Here is a 15,431-nt window from a genome sequence, read left to right on the forward strand (position 1 = left end):
GTCGGCTGACCCGCACCGGCCTCGACCCGGCCTCGCCCCGCCTCAGTCCGGCCGGAGCTGTCAGACCCCGTGAGTAGCGTGGGCCGCGGGGGAGCCGAAAGCAGAGGGGACCCCTGCGAGAGCCTGCGAACAAGCCGCCGGGGGTGCGGTCACGGCGGCCCGGGAACCTGGGGCGACCCAGCGACGTTCCAGCCCGGCAAAGCAGAAGGACCGCCCCCCACCGGGAAGCGGCCCTCCAGCCCAGAACTGAAAAGCGTCAGCGGTTCGGCCACTCCCACCGGATCCCGAACACACCGGGTCCGAAACCGAGCGCCACCGCGTGCACCCCGCCGCCGGAGTCCAGCGTCAGGTTGCGCCGCCGCGAAGGAGTCTCGTCGCCCGCGGGGACGCTGTACTGCTGGACGCGCGAGGGGAGGTTCGTCTCGTCGAAGCGGACCTCGATGACGTACTCGCGCACCGGCAGGCGGAACTTGCGGGCGAACGTGTTGTTGCCCTTCGGGGCGTGGCCCTCGGGGAACACCAGCTGGTACTCCATGATGAGGGTCTCGCCGCGGGTCAGCGGACGTTCGAACATCATCTCCGCGACCATGATGTTGGCCTCGTGGTCGCGGGCGATGCGGCCCAGGTGGCAGTTGCGCACGTTGACGATCTCGGGGAGCACGTCGGACTCCTCGGTCTCGAACACGAGCGCCCACCGGTCGGGGCCGTCCTGTTCTGCGCGCAGGATCTGGCGCACCCACACGGATTTCTGCCCGCCGTCGGCAGAGATCTCGATGCGGTCGTGCTGGCTGATGCGGCCCAGTTTGAGGTCGGAGGAAGTGTCGACCTTCGACAGCAGGTTCGCCACGCGTTCGCGGCGGGCCCACAGTGCGTCGATGGGCATCATGGTCGTCGGACGGCATCGGCGGCCTCGGGGTCGAGGTGGGCCGAGCAGCGCCGAGAGACCGGACTGAGGAACGCCGAGGACCGACTCGAGGTGCCGCAGCGCCTCCAGCGACTCCGGACGCTCAGGCCTTCGCCGTCCGGACTGCCAGTAGCTGAGCGTCGCGACGCTGATGGTCACGCCGCGCAGTGCCAACCGGTGCTGGATGCGGTCGAGGCTGAGTCGGCTGGCCTTGATCGCGGCTCGAAGAGCCTCCGGGAACGGTCCCGTGGTCAGGAGCTGCGTAAGGCTGCCGTGGGCCGTTGAGTCATCGTCAACGGTCAGTGTTGGTCGACCGGCAGCAGTGGTCATGGTGACTCCCCGCTGTCATAAGATCACGCCCCAGTGACCCTACCCGCCCGTGAACTTCGCTGGTCGGAGCCGGATGGAGTCAATGGTTAATCCATACGGTTCACGAGTTCACGCTTTCGAGGCTCATCTGTCAAGCGTTCCGAACCGATCAGTAACTTCCGTCTGCTGCTCACGCCTCGTGTTGAGATAGTTCTGATGTGTGCATGACGGCCTCGGTTCCACCGGACCGGCCGCCTTGCGGTCTGAGGTTCGTCCTGGGGGTCGTTTCGCCCTCCGGGAGGGCGAACGGATGGGAAACGGCGGGGAAAGTCCACGTCGCGCAGGGAGGCGGCAACGTGAGCAGGGTGAGGCCCGTGCCGGGCGGGCGGGCGGTCGAGGTCGAGCCGGAGCGCCTGCACGGGTGGATCGCGCGGTTCGCGGAGCGTCACGGACCGGTCGAGACTCTTGTCGATGCCAACGTCGTCATCACCGCGGCGGACGGAGCAACAGCGACATTCGTCACTCGCGGCGGCACGACAGTGGAAGAGGTGGTGGAAAGGTTGACCGAACCGCGCCGGATCGGGCTCGTGCTCGTGCGGCTGGGCGGTCACAGCGTCGGCGTCGCGTTCGGTGACCGGGTCGAGGTGTCCACGACCGACCGCAAGCAGGTGCACGGCCGCATCCGGGCCGGCGGCTGGTCGCAGCAGCGGTTCGCCCGTCGCCGGGAGGGGCAGGCCCGCGTCGCGCTGCAGGCGGCGGCCGACGACGTGGCCCGCGTGCTCGTGCCCAGGCTCGCCGAGTTGGAGAGCGTCGTGCTGGGCGGTGACCGGCAGGCGCTCGACGTCCTGCGCAACGACCGCAGGCTCACGGGCGTCTTCTCCCAGGCCGAGGACCGGGTGCTGGACGTGCCCGAACCGCGGCGCGCGGTGCTCGACGAGGCCGCGCACCGGGCCCGGTGTGTTGAGATCGTGATCCAGGACACACGGGCAACCGGGCCGGAGGCCGGCCGCATGGATACGGGTGAGGGTGCCTGAAGAGGCGCCACTGACCTGCTGGAGTCGCAAGTGCGCAAACGAATGGTGATCGTGGCGGGCGCCGTCGCGCTGGGAGCCGTCGGCATCGCGGTGCCCGCGCTCGCCCTGAGCGGTGTCGGCGACACGCCGGACCACGCACCGACGAGTTCGGCACCGCCGGCGCCGACGTCCTCCTCCGCGGAGCACCCGTCGACCACGGCGCCCCCGTCGTCGCTGCGGCCACGCCGCAGCACCGCCGACCACGGCGCCGGCGAGCACGCCAGTCCACCCGCCGACGTCGTCGATCCTGCCGACGCCGCTGCCCACCAAGCCGCAGCCGCCGGTCAGCACCACCCCGCCGCTGCCGACCAACACCCGGCCCACGCCGCCGCCGACCACCTGGACGCCGCCCGCGACGACGCCGCCGGTGTCGTCGGCACCGGCGCGGTGAGGAGCCACCGCTGAACTGGGAGGCCGAGTTCACCGACTGCTTCGACCGGTGCGCCGACTCGATGCGCTTCACCGCGTTCTTGTTGTGCGGGAACTGGCACGAGGCGGAAGACGTCATGCAGTCGGCGTTCTTGAAGCTCTACCTGGCCGGTCCGAAGCTCGCTGACCGGTCGGGGCTCGAACCGTACCTGCGGCAGATCGTCGTGCGGACGTTCCTCGCGGAACGCCGCAAGGTGCGCTGGCGCAGGGAGAAGCTCACCGACACGCCTCCAGAGGGCCTGTCCTCCGTCCCGGGGGCGGAGGACAGGCTCGTCGTGTGGCAGGCGCTCACCGGCGTGCCCGCACGCCAGCGCGCCGTCCTCGTGCTGCGCTATTGGCACGATCTGAGCGTCGAGGACACCGCTGCCGCGCTGAAGTGCTCCACGGGCACGGTGAAGTCGCAGAGCAGCAAGGGCCTGGAGACCTTGCGGCGCAAGCTGGGGCCGGAGTTCGACCACCTGAGGCTGGAGGTGTGATGGTTCGCGAAGACGACCTGAGGGCGACTTTCTCCGCTCTGCACGCGGAGGGGACGCCGCCGCCCACCGTCACCGCCGCCGACCTGATCGGGCGCGGGCCGTGCGGTCCCGGCGGCGCGCGGTGGCCGTGGCCGGCACTGGGCTCGCGACCGTCGGTGTCGTGGCCGTGGCGCTGGCCGTGCTGCCGGGTGCCGCGCCGTCGGAACCGCTGACGCCGGGCCCCTCCTCGTCGAGCACCGTGCCGGTTCCGCCGAGCACCACGCAGCCACCGACGTCGGTCGAGTCGACGCCGACGCACGTGCTGCCGACGAACATCCCGCCGCAGTCCAGCGCGCCCCAGACGCCGTCCCAGACGTCGACGCAGACGCCGCCGGGCGGGGTCCGGCCGCCCTCGACGTCGTCCACGCCCGTGCCGACGAAGCCGCAGCCGCCGACCAGCACCACGCCGTCGGGCCAATCCGTGACGAACCCGCCCTCGACGACGCCCTGAGCGGCACAATCCGGGCATGACCACCCCGATCCGGCTCGTCGAGGTCACCGACGCCAACCGCGCCGCCGTCACGGCCGTGCGCGTGCACCCGGCCCAGGAGCGTTTCGTCGCCTCCGTCGAGAAGTCGTTCCTCGACGCCGAGCAGGAACCGGAGGGCAACCCCTGGTACCGCGCCGTCTACGCCGCAGACGTGCCGGTCGGGTTCGTGATGCTCAGCTGGAACGTGACGCCGGGACCCGGTCTGCTCGGCCCGTTCTACCTGTGGCGCCTGCTGATCGGCGCCGAGCACCAGCGGCACGGCTACGGCACGGCGATCCTGGACGAGGTCGTGGCGCTGCTGCGCGCGGAGGGCGCCACCGAGCTGCTCACCAGCTACGTGCCGGGCGAGGGCACGCCCGGTCCGTTCTACCTCGGCTACGGCTTCGTGCCGACCGGCGAGGTGGAGGACGGCGAGGTCGTGCTGCGGCTGGACCTCAGCTCGCGACCGTGAAGTGCCGGTCGGTGCCGGGGTTCTCCAGCTCGTCGAGCACCGCGATCGCGAGGTCCGCCACCGAGATCGCCGCCGGGCCGGTGAGCAGCTCGTCGCGGCCGCGCCGGTAGGTCCCGGTGCGCTCGCCGGGTTCCAGCAGCGCGGGCGGGCTCAGGTACACCCAGTCCGCCGCGTGCGCCCGGCACACCTCCAGCTGCCGCACGCTCGCCGCCGCGATGGGCCGGATGTGCGGTGGCACGTACCGGTCGTCGTCGAGCACGAGCCCCGTGCCACCCGGCGAGCGCAGCGGTGCCGCACCGCCCACGACGAGCGTCCGCGTCCCGGCGGCGAGCGCGGCGTCCAGCAACGCCGTGGTGGTCGGCCCGACGGTCGCCTCCTGTCCCGGACGTGGGCGGACGGCGGCGACCGCACCGTCCACTCCGGACAGCACGGTGGTCGTGAACTCGCGGTCGGTCGCGTCACCGCGTGCGATCCGCACGCCGGGAACCTCGAGCGACGCGGTGCGCACCACCGCCGTCACGTCGTGCCCGCGCCTGACGGCCTCGGCCACCACTTCCGCGCCGACCATGCCGGCGGCGCCGACGACTGCGATCTTCACTGCAGAACTCCTCTGGCGAGAACGGGTGCGGGACGCTGGCTCGCCACGATGGCGGCCAGCGCGAGTGCGAAACCGGTGAGCTGCACCGGACCGAGGGTCTGACCGAGCACGACGACGCCGAGCACGGCGGCGACCATCGGGGAGAGCAGGCCGAGCACCGAGACCGAGGTGACCGGCAGCGTGGTGATCGCGCGGAACCACAGCACGTAGGCGAGCAGCCCGCCGACACCGCCGAGCCACACGTACCCGGCCAGCGCCGTGAGCCCGATCGCCGGTGGCGCGCCCTCGAACACGAACGTCACCGGCACCAGGAACAGCCCGCCCGCGGTCAGCTGCCAGCCCGCGAACGCCGTCGGGCTCGCCCCGGCAGGCCTGCCCCACTTCTTCGTCAGCGTCACGCCGAGCGCCATCGTCGCGGCACCGCCGAGCCCGGCCAGCACGCCGACCAGGTCGAACCCGGCCGCCGGCCCCAGCACCACCAGCCCGACGCCGACCACCCCGACCACGCCCCACGCGAACCGCCACGCCGACGGGCTCTCCTTCAGCACGCCGACGGCCAGCAACGCCACCACCAGCGGCTGCGCGGCGCCCAGCGTGGCCGCGACGCCACCGGGCAGGCGTTCGGCCGCGATGAACAGGAACGGGAAGAACAGGCCGATGTTCAGCACGCCGAGCACGGCCGCCCGCCACCACCAGGCGCCGCTCGGCAGCGTCCTGGTGAACGCGAGCGCGACCAGGCCCGCCGGCAGCGCGCGCAGCAGCCCGGCGAACAGCGGGTGCCCCGCGGGCAGCAGCTCGGTGGTGACCACGTAGGTCGAACCCCAGACCACCGGTGCGAAGGCCGCGAGCGCGGTGCGGGACAGGGTGCTCTCCATGACGTCAAGTCTTAGTGACCAGCGTTGATGAGTCCAACACATGTTTGTCACGCGATCCATCGTGATTCAAGATGGACGGGTGGAGCTCCAGCAGATGCGGTACGTGGTGGCGGTCGCCGAGACCGGCAGTTTCACGCGCGCGGCGGCGCGGTGCCTGGTCGTGCAGTCGGCGCTGAGCCACCAGGTCGCCCGCCTGGAACGCGAGCTCGGCGCGCGGTTGTTCGAGCGCACCAGCCGCAGCGTCCGGCTGACGCCTGCCGGGGAGGCGTTCCTCCCGGCGGCCCGGCAGTGCCTCGACTTCGCCGAACGGGCGGTGGCCGAGGTGGCGGCGGCGGTGGGGGAGGTGCGCGGCCGGGTGGTGATCGGGGTGATCCCGACGGTCGCCGCGGTGGACCTGCCGGCGGCGTTGAAGGTGTTCCGGCAGCGGTATCCGCAGGTGCAGGTCGCGTTGCGGATGCTGCCGAGCCACGAGCTCGTCGAGCAGCTGCGCCAGGGCAGGCTGGACCTCGCGTTCCTCGGGTTGCCGCCGTCCGTGCGTCCCGAGGGGGTGCGTGGGCACGAACTTGCGCGGGACGACCATGTCGCCGTGGTCGCGCCATCGCATCCGTTGGCCGGATCCGCTCAGACAGACCTTGCGAGGCTTGCCGGGGAGCTGTTCGTCGACTTCCCGTCGGGGTCGCCGGGCCGCATGCAGTCGGACCAGGCGTTCGCGGCGGCGGGGCTGGCGCGGGAGGTGGCGTTCGAGGTGACCACGGCGGAGCTGATGGCCGGGCTGATCAGGGAGGGGCTCGCGATCGCCGTGCTGCCGTCGGGGTACGCGCCGCGGTTGAGCGGGGTGGTGACGGTGCCGGTGGTGGACGGGCCGTCGCGGGTGGAGCACCTGGTGTGGAGCGCGGCCGGGCTGACGCCGGCCGCGGCCGCGTTCCTGGAGGTGCTCGGCGTGCCCGGAACTGTCGGTGCTGTCTGAAAGAATGAAAGCAGGGGACCCCCTGAGGGGGACCCCTGCGTGAGCGTGCGGCCCGGTGTGCTCAGCCCGCCGTGCCCGTCGCGAGCATCCCGCCGTCGACGCGCACGGTCTCCCCGGTGATCCACGAAGCCTGGTCGGAACACAGGAACGCCACCAGCGACGCCACGTCCTGCGGCGTCCCGAACCGCTTCATCGGGTACAGCTGCGTGCCCTCCTCCTCGCGCCCGCTCCACAACGCCTCGGCGAACTTCGTCTTCACCACGGCCGGTGCCACCGCGTTCACCCGCACCTTGGGGCCGAGCTGCCACGCCAGCTCCTCGGTCAGCCGGATCAGCGCCGCCTTCGACGCGCCGTACGCGCCGATCACGCCGGTCGACCGGATGCCGCCGATGGACGAGATGTTCACGACCGCGCCGCCGTGCTCGCTCATCCACGCCTTCCACGCGAGCTGCACGAAACCCAGGGCCGCCACCACGTTCACGTCGAAGATCTTGCGCACCGCGTTGAGGTCGGCCTCCATCAGGAACCCGAACTGCGGGTTGATGCCGGTGTTGTTGACCAGCACGTCGAGGCTGCCGAACTCGGCGACCGTGCGGGACACGGCCTCCTCGCGCGCGGCCTCGTCGCCCGCGTTGCCCGCGACGGCGAGGACGCGGCCGCCGGTGTCGGCCCTGAGCTGCTCGGCCGCCTCGGCGAGCTGGTCGGCCTTGCGGCCGGTGATGGTGACGGCGGCGCCGCGGGAGGCCAGCTCGCGCGCGATGCCGAGGCCGATGCCGCGGGAAGCGCCGGTGACCAGCGCGGTCTTGCCCGAGAAGTCGTCGCTCATGGCAGGTGAATCTATGCGTCCGGACACAGGTGGGAAATCCGGTGGCGCGCGACCCGTAGAATGGTCCGCGTGATCCTCCTGGAGTAGGCCGACCGGAACGTGCCGACCTTTGCCGTGCCCGGACCACATCTACCCGGAGTTCTGAGTTGATCACCGCAACTGACATGGAGTTGCGCGCGGGCTCACGCATTCTCGTGAGCGGCGCCAACCTGCGCGTCCAGCCCGGCGACCGGATCGGCCTCGTCGGCCGCAACGGTGCCGGCAAGACCACCTCGCTGCGCGTCCTCGCCGGTGAGGGCCAGCCCTACGGCGGGTCCGTCACCCGCAAGGGCGCGCTCGGCTACCTGCCGCAGGACCCCCGCGAGGGCGACCTGTCGGTCATCGCCAAGGACCGCGTGCTGTCCGCCCGCGGCCTCGACCAGCTGCTCCGCGACATGGAGAAGGCGCAGTCGAAGATGTCCGAGCTGGTCGACCCCGACGAGCTCGACAAGGCCGTCACCAAGTACGGCAAGCTCGAGGAGCGCTTCGCGGCGCTCGGCGGGTACGCGGCCGAGTCCGAGGCCGCCCGCATCTGCTCCAACCTCGGCCTGCCGGACCGCGTGCTCGCGCAGCCGCTCAGCACCCTTTCGGGTGGTCAGCGCCGCCGCGTCGAGCTCGCGCGCATCCTGTTCGCCGCCTCCGAGGCGGGCATCGGCGCGAAGTCGAGCACGATCCTGCTGATCGACGAGCCGACCAACCACCTCGACGCCGACTCGATCACGTGGCTGCGCGGCTTCCTCAAGTCGCACGACGGCGGCCTCGTCGTGATCTCCCACGACGTCGAGCTGCTCGACGACGTCGTGAACAAGGTGTGGTTCCTCGACGCGATCCGCGGCGAGGTCGACATCTACAACCTCGGCTGGAAGAAGTACCTCGAAGCCCGTGCGACGGACGAGAAGCGCCGTCGCCGTGAGCGCGCGAACGCCGAGAAGAAGGCCGGCGCGCTGATGACGCAGGCAGCCAAGATGGGCGCGAAGGCCACGAAGGCCGTTGCCGCGCAGAACATGGCGAAGCGCGCCCAGAAGCTGCTCGACGGTCTCGACGACGTGCGCCAGAGCGACAAGGTCGCGAAGATCAGCTTCCCGGCGCCTGCCCCGTGCGGCAAAACCCCTTTGATGGCAGAGGGGTTGAGCAAGTCCTACGGGTCGCTGGAGATCTTCACCGGCGTCGACCTGGCCATCGACAAGGGTTCCCGCGTCGTCGTGCTCGGGTTCAACGGCGCCGGCAAGACGACGCTGCTGCGGTTGCTGGGCGGCAGCGAGCCCGCCGACGCGGGCCAGGTCGTGCCCGGTCACGGCCTGAAGATCGGCTACTTCGCGCAGGAGCACGAGACGCTCGACCACAACGCCTCGGTGTGGGAGAACATCCGGCACATGGCGCCGGACGAGCAGGAGCAGCGGCTGCGGTCGTTGCTCGGCACGTTCCTGTTCTCCGGTGAGCAGCTCGACCAGCCGGCCGGCACGTTGTCCGGTGGTGAGAAGACCCGGCTCGCGCTCGCGGGCCTGGTGTCCTCGGCGGCGAACGTGCTGTTGCTCGACGAGCCCACCAACAACCTCGACCCGGCCTCGCGCGAGCAGGTGCTCGACGCGCTGCGGCGCTACGAGGGCGCGGTCGTCCTCGTGACGCACGACCCCGGCGCGGTGGAGGCGTTGGAGCCCGAGCGGGTGATCCTGCTGCCCGACGGCACCGAGGATCATTGGTCGGAGGACTACCTCGAGCTCGTGCAGCTCGCGTGATCTCCACCCCTCAAAGGACTACCGAGCGCACCCTTTGATCAACTGAGTGTGATCGAATCGACCGTTCGGCGATCTCTTTGCTTGATCACCTGGCGTTCTGCGTGAACCTGTTCGATCATTGCGACGACAGGGGCCGTCGAACGGCCCACCTGCTCGTACGGAAGGCGGGACAAGGTGGCTGACCTGAAGAAGGGTGCCCGGATCACCGGCGCCACGCGGGACAAGCTGGCCGCTGACCTGAAGAAGAAGTACGAAAAGGGCGCGAGCATCCGGGCTTTGGCCGAAAGCACCGGGCGTTCCTACGGCTTCGTGCACCGGGTTCTGTCGGAATCCGGCGTCACGCTGCGCGGTCGCGGTGGCGCCACCCGGACGAAGAAGAAGTAGTACTCCAACAGACTGCTACTCTCCGGTAACTAGCTTCTAGTCCGCCGGAGGTAACCGCCATGCCAGTGCCCGCTGTCGACGCTGGCGTGCTCGAGCGCGGTGGCGTCCGGCTCGCTCTCGCTGGACCGCTCGCCACCATCACGCTCGATCGTCCCGACGTGCTCAACGCGCAGACGCCCGCCACCTGGCAGGCGTTGCGGCACATCGGTGAGCAGCTGGACCCGGACGTCCGCGTCGTGGTCGTCCGGGGTGCCGGCCGTGCCTTCTCGGCGGGGCTGGACCGGCGCATGTTCACCGGTGAGCCGGTCGACGGCGAACCCGGTGGTCTCGGTGCGCTGCTGGCCGTGCCCGCTGACGAGGCGGACGCGAAGATCGCCTCGTACCAGGCCGGGTTCACCTGGCTGAGCGACCCCGCACGCGTGACGATCGCGGCGGTGCAGGGGCACGCCATCGGCGCGGGCTTCCAGCTGGCGCTGGCGTGCGACTTCCGCGTGCTCACCGAGGACGCGCAGTTCTGCATGGCCGAGACCGGGCTGGGCCTGGTGCCCGACCTCGGCGGCACGCTGCCCCTGGTGCGTCTCGTGGGGTACTCGCGCGCGGCCGAGATCTGCGTGACCTCGCGGCGGGTGCCCGCCGACGAGTCGCTGCGGATCGGCCTCGCGAACGCCGTCGTGCCCGCGGCCGAGCTGGACGCGACGGTCGAGGCGCTGGTCGCGTCGGTGCTCAAGCCGATGGCGGGTGCGGTGACCGAGACGCTGGCGCTGGTGGCGTCGGCGGCCTCCGGCGTGCCCTTCGCCGACCAGCTGGCGGTGGAGCGCGCTGCGCAGCTGCGCAGGCTGCGGTCGCTGGCCGAAGTGATGTCCGCCCAGGGCTGAACCAGGTCTCCAGGGGTTCTGTTCAGGAATTGTCAGACCCGTGTGCTGTTCTAGAAGGCGTGGACGGCTACAGCTCCTGGCGATTCATGATGGGCGTGACCTCGGACGCGCCGAAGAAGGTGCGCCGCGGCACGTTCCGGCGCGTGCTGGCCTTCGCCCGGCCGCACCGGGCGAAGCTGGTGGTGTTCCTGCTGCTCACGGTGGTGGCCTCGGTCCTCGCCGTGTCGACCCCGCTGCTGGCCGGCCGCGTGGTCGACGCGATCGTCCGCGGCTCCGCGCCGTCGGTCGTGGTGTGGCTGGCCGTGGTGATCGCCCTGATCGCCCTGGTCGACGCCGGCCTGGGGATCGTGGAGCGGTGGCAGTCCACGCGCATCGGTGAAGGCCTGATCTACGACCTGCGCAAGGCCGTGTTCGGCCACGTGCAGAAGATGCCGGTCGCGTTCTTCACCCGCACGCGCACCGGTGCGCTGGTGTCGCGGCTGAACAACGACGTGATCGGCGCCCAGCGCGCGTTCACCTCGACGCTGTCCGGCTTCGTCACGAACATCATCCAGCTCGCCCTGGCCCTCGGCGTGATGTTCGCGCTGTCGTGGCAGGTCACCGCGCTGGCCCTGGTGCTGCTGCCGGTGTTCGTGCTGCCCGCCAAGCGGATGGGCAGGCGGATGGCGGACATGCAGCGCGAGGCCTCCACGCTGAACGCCTCGATGGTCACCCAGTCGACCGAGCGCTTCTCCGCTCCCGGCGCGACCCTGGTGAAGCTCTTCGGCCGCCCCGACCGCGAGGAGCAGGAGTTCTCGGACAAGGCCGCGCAGGTCCGCGACATCGGCATCCGCACCGCCATGGCCACCCGCTGGTTCATGACGGGCCTGACGCTGGTGTCCGCGCTGGCCCAGGCCCTCGTCTACGGCCTCGGCGGCTACCTCGCGCTGACCGGTCAGCTCGCCGCGGGCACCGTCGTGTCGCTGGCCCTGCTGCTCACCCGCCTGTACGCCCCGCTGACCGCGCTGGCCAACGCCCGCGTCGACGTGATGACGGCGCTGGTGTCGTTCGAGCGCGTCTTCGAGGTCCTCGACCTGAAGCCGATGATCCAGGAACGCCCCGACCCCCGCTCGGTGCCCGACGGCCCGGTGTCCGTGGAGTTCTCCGACGTCCGCTTCGCCTACCCGGCCGCGGACAAGGTCTCGCTGGCCTCGCTGGAGTCGGTGGCCACTTTGGACACCCGCGGCGGCGAGGAGGTGCTGCACGGCATCAGCTTCGTCGCCGCACCCGGCCAGCTGGTCGCGGTGGTCGGCTCCTCCGGTGCCGGCAAGTCGACGCTCGCCTCCCTGGTGCCCCGCCTGTACGACGCCGACTCCGGCGCCGTCCGACTGTCCGGTGTGGACGTCCGCGACCTGTCCTTCGAGTCGTTGCGCGGCACGGTCGGCGTGGTGACCCAGGACGGCCACCTGTTCCACGACACGATCCGCGCGAACCTGGAGTACGCCTCGCCGGGTGCCTCCGACGCCGACCTGTGGGACTCCCTGCGCCGGGCCCGGCTGCTGGAGCTCGTCGAGTCGCTGCCGGACCAGCTCGACACGGTGGTCGGCGAGCGCGGCTATCGGTTGTCGGGCGGTGAGCGGCAGCGGTTGACGATCGCCCGGCTGCTGCTGGCGAAGCCGCGGGTGGTGATCCTGGACGAGGCGACCGCGCACCTGGACTCGGAGTCGGAGGCGGCGGTGCAGGCGGCGTTGAGCGAGGCGCTGATGGGGCGGACGGCGCTGGTGATCGCGCACCGGTTGTCGACGATCCGGAACGCCGATCAGATCCTGGTGCTGGAGCACGGGGAGATCGTGGAGCGGGGGACGCACGCGGAGCTGATGGCGGCTGAGGGGCGGTATGCGGATCTGTACAACACGCAGTTCGCGGAGCCGCCGGTGGTGGGGGTTCATCCGACGCCCCAGTTCAGTGCGCGGGTGAAGGCTGGGTCGTAGGGACGCCTGCGACGCGGAGTTGTGGTGGCTTGGGGTCACCGCTGCCCGTCGCTGAAGGTGAAAGCCTCGCCTTCGGCTCGACCACGCCCACCCGTCCCAGCCTGCTGCGCCGGGTGGGCTCAACCGGACGGTGGGTTCGCGGCTCAGCCGCCCGCCCCAGGGGACGGTTGATGTGGCGCGGACGTCTCCCGCGGGACCGTGGTCACCGGACCCGAGGTGAGGAGTGGGCGTGGAGCGTTCTGGGGTGAGGCGGCGGGCCTTGCTGGCGGGAGCCGGTGCCGTGGTCGTGGCCGCAGGTGGAAGCACTGCTGCGAGCGCCACTGCGGGCGACGCGGTGGGGACCAGGGTGCGACCTGGCGATGTGCGGTACGAGGGGTTGTTGCGGGGCAACAACTTCCGGTTCGTGCCCCAACCGCGGGAGATCCGGGTGGTGAGTGCTGCCGAGCACGTTGTCAAGGCGGTGGACGATGCCCGGCGCGGTGGGCGGCGGGTTGCGGTGCGCAGTGGTGGGCACTGCTTTGAGAACCTGCTGGGGGAGCCGGAGGTTCTGGTCGACCTCTCGCAGTTGGACGAGGTGGGGTACGACCGGGAGATGCGGGCCTACGTGGTGGGGCCGGGGCGACGCTCGGGCAGGTGTACCGCGGGTTGTACGCCAAGTACGGGGTCACGGTGCCCGGGGGTGGGTGTCCGGAGGTCGGGGCCGGTGGGCACATCGCCGGAGGTGGGTACGGGCCCCTGTCGCGGCGGTACGGGTCTGTGGTGGATCACCTGTACGCGGTGGAAGTCGTTGTGGTGGGGCAGGACGGGAAGGCGCGCGTTGTGGTGGCGACGCGGGAGGCCGATGACCCGAACCGGGAGCTGTGGTGGGCGCACACCGGGGGTGGTGGGGGGAACTTCGGGGTGGTGACGAGGTACTGGTTGCGGGGGTTGCCGCGGTCGCCGCAGCGGATGGTGCAGCACGTCAGCTTCTTCGACTGGGGGCAACTGGACGAGGGGAAGTTGAGTGGGCTGCTGCGGGCGTTCGGGAGGTGGCACGAGCGCAACAGTGCGCCGGGGGTTGCGGAGAACGGGGTTTACGCGGTGTTGTCGGTGGGGCATCGGAGCAGCGGGTCGGTGATGTTGTCGCTGCAGATCGACGCGGACCTGCCGGGCGCCGAGCGGATGCTGGACGAGTTCCTCGCGGCCACCACGCAGGGGCTGACGGCCGTGTTCGAGGTGCGGAAGACGATGCCGTGGTTGCACCGGATGACGTGGCCCGGCACCGGGGAGCCGGGGGACGTGCTGACGCGCAGGTACAAGATCAAGGCGGGGTATCTGAGGAAGTCGTTCACCGAGAGCCAGTTGAAGGCCGTGTGGCGCAACCTGTCCGACGGGACGGGGACGGCCGGCGGGAGCCTGTTGGTGATCGGGTACGGCGGGCAGGCGAACGCGGTGCCGGTGGGGGAGACCGCGATCGCGCAGCGGGACGTCGTGATGAAGGCCGTGTACCAGACGATCTGGGCCGAGGAGGCGGAGGACGCGGCGAACATCGCGTGGGTGCGGGAGTTCTACCGCGACGTCTACGCGGAGACGGGTGGGGTGCCGGTGCCGGGGGAGGTGAACGACGGCTCGTACATCAACTACCCGGACGCCGACCTGGCCGATCCTGCCTGGAACACGTCCGGGGTGTCGGCGCAGCGGTTGTACTACAAGGAGAACTACCCGCGGCTGCAGCGGGTCAAGGCGCGGTGGGATCCGCTCGACGTGTTCCGGCACGCCCTGTCGGTCGAGGCGCCCCGCTAGGTTGGCGACCGGGGGGAGGAACGCTGATGAGCATTCCGGTGGCACGGTGGCCGTACGCGTTGCTGGCGGTGCTGGCGGGCGCCACCACGCTGGACGAAACGCCGGAGGCAGCGGAACTGTTGCTGTGCGCGGCGGTTGCCGTGTGGCTGGCGGGGTGGACGGCGCTCAAGACGACCAAGGCGCAGCTCCACGCCGTGTTCAGCGTCGGGCTGATCGTGCTCGCGGGTGCGTTGGTGGCGCTCAACCCGCTCTTCGGGTTCCTCACGCCGGTGCCGTACTTCTACGTCTTCCGCACGATGCCGTGGCCTTGGCAGCCGGTGGGGGTGGCGGCCACGGCGTTCGTGGCGGGAACGGCGCAGGCGTACGGCATCGACAAGACCACCGTCACAGGCGTGCTCATCTAGGTCTCGGTCGTGGCGGGCAACGCGGTGCCGATGTGCGCCTACGCGTTCTTCGCCCGGCGCGCCGACCAGCAGGAGGCCGAACGTGAGCGCGCGCTGGCGCAGGCCGAGGAAGCCAACCGCAGGCTCGCGGAGTCGATGGGCGAGAACGCCGCCCTCCACGAGCAGCTGGTGGCGCAGGCCAGGGACGCCGGTGTGCGCGACGAACGGCAGCGGATGGCCCGCGAGATCCACGACACGCTCGCGCAGGGGCTCACCGGCATCATCAGCCAGCTCCGCGCCGCCGACGAGGACACCTGGCGCCGTCACGTCGCCGCCGCGAGCGACCTCGCCAGGGAGAGCCTCGCCGAGGCCCGCCGGTCGGTCGCGGCGCTGCGGCCGGAACCCCTGCGCACCGCGCGGCTCGGTGAGGCGCTCGTCGGTGTGGCCGGGCGGTGGTCGGCGTTGCACGACATCCCGGTGCGGGCCACCACGACCGGTGACGCCAGGCCGATCGCGCCCGAGGCGGAGGTCGCGTTGCTGAGGGTGGCGCAGGAGGCGCTGGCGAACGTCGCGAAGCACGCGGCGGCGAGCCGGGTCGGGGTGACGTTGTCGTACCTGGAGAACGAGGTGGCGCTGGACGTGCGCGACGACGGGCGCGGGTTCGACCGGGACGTGCCCTGCGACGGGTTCGGGCTGGTCGCGATGCGGCAGCGGGTCGAGGACCTGGCGGGCACGCTGCAGGTCGAGTCGGAACCGGGTGCGGGAACGGGCGTGTCCGCGCGGGTGCCGGTGGAGGTGGCCCGGTGAGCGGGCAGGCGGGGCCGG

At 71.2% G+C, this 15,431-nt stretch carries 17 protein-coding genes and 1 pseudogene; 13 read left to right on the plus strand and 5 right to left on the minus strand.

Translation table 11 applies throughout. The features are described 5' to 3' along the window. Window positions 1–256: 256 nt before the first annotated feature. Window positions 257–1,234 (minus strand): helix-turn-helix domain-containing protein, encoded by a 978-nt coding sequence (locus BBK82_RS27770; protein ID WP_065917633.1) that lies wholly within the window; start codon window positions 1,232–1,234, stop codon window positions 257–259. A gap of 335 nt (window positions 1,235–1,569) precedes the next feature. On the opposite strand from BBK82_RS27770, the gene BBK82_RS27775 reads away from it, so the two are divergent. The 3 genes from BBK82_RS27775 to BBK82_RS27785 are packed head-to-tail and all read left to right on the plus strand — an operon-like array spanning window position 1,570 to window position 3,191. After that, on the plus strand, window positions 1,570–2,247 hold the full coding sequence (locus tag BBK82_RS27775; protein ID WP_065917634.1) for an acVLRF1 family peptidyl-tRNA hydrolase: 678 nt from the start codon (window positions 1,570–1,572) through the stop codon (window positions 2,245–2,247). 30 nt (window positions 2,248–2,277) lie between these two features. Continuing rightward, the gene (locus BBK82_RS27780) at window positions 2,278–2,691 is read left to right on the plus strand and encodes a hypothetical protein (protein ID WP_154697539.1); all 414 of its coding nucleotides are present in this window, start codon (window positions 2,278–2,280) and stop codon (window positions 2,689–2,691) included. Between the two features lie 47 nt (window positions 2,692–2,738). Next, entirely contained in the window at window positions 2,739–3,191 is a 453-nt protein-coding gene (locus BBK82_RS27785; protein WP_237047605.1) for a SigE family RNA polymerase sigma factor, read from the plus strand. A gap of 69 nt (window positions 3,192–3,260) precedes the next feature. On the opposite strand, the gene BBK82_RS27790 is transcribed toward BBK82_RS27785, so the two are convergent. After that, window positions 3,261–3,635 (minus strand): hypothetical protein, encoded by a 375-nt coding sequence (locus BBK82_RS27790; RefSeq protein ID WP_065917637.1) that lies wholly within the window; start codon window positions 3,633–3,635, stop codon window positions 3,261–3,263. 62 nt (window positions 3,636–3,697) lie between these two features. Between BBK82_RS27790 and BBK82_RS27795 the strand changes: the two genes are divergently transcribed. Then, window positions 3,698–4,171: a GNAT family N-acetyltransferase gene (locus BBK82_RS27795; protein ID WP_179953706.1), complete on the plus strand. Its 474-nt coding sequence runs from the start codon at window positions 3,698–3,700 to the stop codon at window positions 4,169–4,171. On the opposite strand, the gene BBK82_RS27800 is transcribed toward BBK82_RS27795, so the two are convergent. Then, the gene (locus BBK82_RS27800) at window positions 4,155–4,769 is read right to left on the minus strand and encodes an NAD(P)-dependent oxidoreductase (RefSeq protein WP_065917638.1); all 615 of its coding nucleotides are present in this window, start codon (window positions 4,767–4,769) and stop codon (window positions 4,155–4,157) included. The two genes, BBK82_RS27795 and BBK82_RS27800, sit on opposite strands and share 17 nt — an antisense overlap. After that, window positions 4,766–5,644, minus strand: a complete 879-nt coding sequence (locus tag BBK82_RS27805) for an EamA family transporter (protein WP_065917639.1) — start codon at window positions 5,642–5,644, stop codon at window positions 4,766–4,768. The genes BBK82_RS27800 and BBK82_RS27805 overlap by 4 nt, the downstream gene beginning before the upstream one ends. A gap of 79 nt (window positions 5,645–5,723) precedes the next feature. Here BBK82_RS27805 and BBK82_RS27810 point away from each other — a divergent pair, with 79 nt between their 5' ends. Further along, window positions 5,724–6,611, plus strand: coding sequence for a LysR family transcriptional regulator (locus tag BBK82_RS27810; RefSeq protein ID WP_065917640.1), 888 nt, complete (start codon window positions 5,724–5,726; stop codon window positions 6,609–6,611). A gap of 61 nt (window positions 6,612–6,672) precedes the next feature. On the opposite strand, the gene BBK82_RS27815 is transcribed toward BBK82_RS27810, so the two are convergent. Continuing rightward, complete coding sequence (locus BBK82_RS27815; protein ID WP_065917641.1) at window positions 6,673–7,437, minus strand: SDR family oxidoreductase; 765 nt, start codon at window positions 7,435–7,437, stop codon at window positions 6,673–6,675. Window positions 7,438–7,583: 146 nt separating this feature from the next. On the opposite strand from BBK82_RS27815, the gene BBK82_RS27820 reads away from it, so the two are divergent. From BBK82_RS27820 to BBK82_RS27845, 8 genes and pseudogenes are all read left to right on the plus strand, one after another. Further along, window positions 7,584–9,212, plus strand: coding sequence for an ABC-F family ATP-binding cassette domain-containing protein (locus BBK82_RS27820; RefSeq protein WP_065917642.1), 1,629 nt, complete (start codon window positions 7,584–7,586; stop codon window positions 9,210–9,212). Window positions 9,213–9,386: 174 nt separating this feature from the next. Further along, on the plus strand, window positions 9,387–9,596 hold the full coding sequence (locus tag BBK82_RS27825; protein WP_030473247.1) for a helix-turn-helix domain-containing protein: 210 nt from the start codon (window positions 9,387–9,389) through the stop codon (window positions 9,594–9,596). A gap of 59 nt (window positions 9,597–9,655) precedes the next feature. Continuing rightward, a complete protein-coding gene (locus tag BBK82_RS27830) occupies window positions 9,656–10,471 on the plus strand; it encodes an enoyl-CoA hydratase/isomerase family protein (RefSeq protein ID WP_065917643.1) in 816 nt (271 codons plus the stop codon). 86 nt (window positions 10,472–10,557) lie between these two features. Beyond that, on the plus strand, window positions 10,558–12,441 hold the full coding sequence (locus BBK82_RS27835; RefSeq protein ID WP_154698030.1) for an ABC transporter ATP-binding protein: 1,884 nt from the start codon (window positions 10,558–10,560) through the stop codon (window positions 12,439–12,441). Window positions 12,442–13,110: 669 nt separating this feature from the next. Next, window positions 13,111–13,191: pseudogene (locus BBK82_RS57215) on the plus strand (hypothetical protein); the annotation flags it as partial. A gap of 27 nt (window positions 13,192–13,218) precedes the next feature. Then, window positions 13,219–14,223, plus strand: a complete 1,005-nt coding sequence (locus tag BBK82_RS54425; RefSeq protein WP_237048436.1) for a BBE domain-containing protein — start codon at window positions 13,219–13,221, stop codon at window positions 14,221–14,223. Between the two features lie 26 nt (window positions 14,224–14,249). Continuing rightward, complete coding sequence (locus BBK82_RS54430) at window positions 14,250–14,627, plus strand: hypothetical protein (RefSeq protein ID WP_237047606.1); 378 nt, start codon at window positions 14,250–14,252, stop codon at window positions 14,625–14,627. 9 nt (window positions 14,628–14,636) lie between these two features. After that, complete coding sequence (locus BBK82_RS27845) at window positions 14,637–15,413, plus strand: sensor histidine kinase (protein WP_237047607.1); 777 nt, start codon at window positions 14,637–14,639, stop codon at window positions 15,411–15,413. Window positions 15,414–15,431: the final 18 nt, after the last annotated feature.

Origin of the sequence: Lentzea guizhouensis (assembly GCF_001701025.1) — a bacterium.
GTDB lineage: Bacteria > Actinomycetota > Actinomycetes > Mycobacteriales > Pseudonocardiaceae > Lentzea > Lentzea guizhouensis.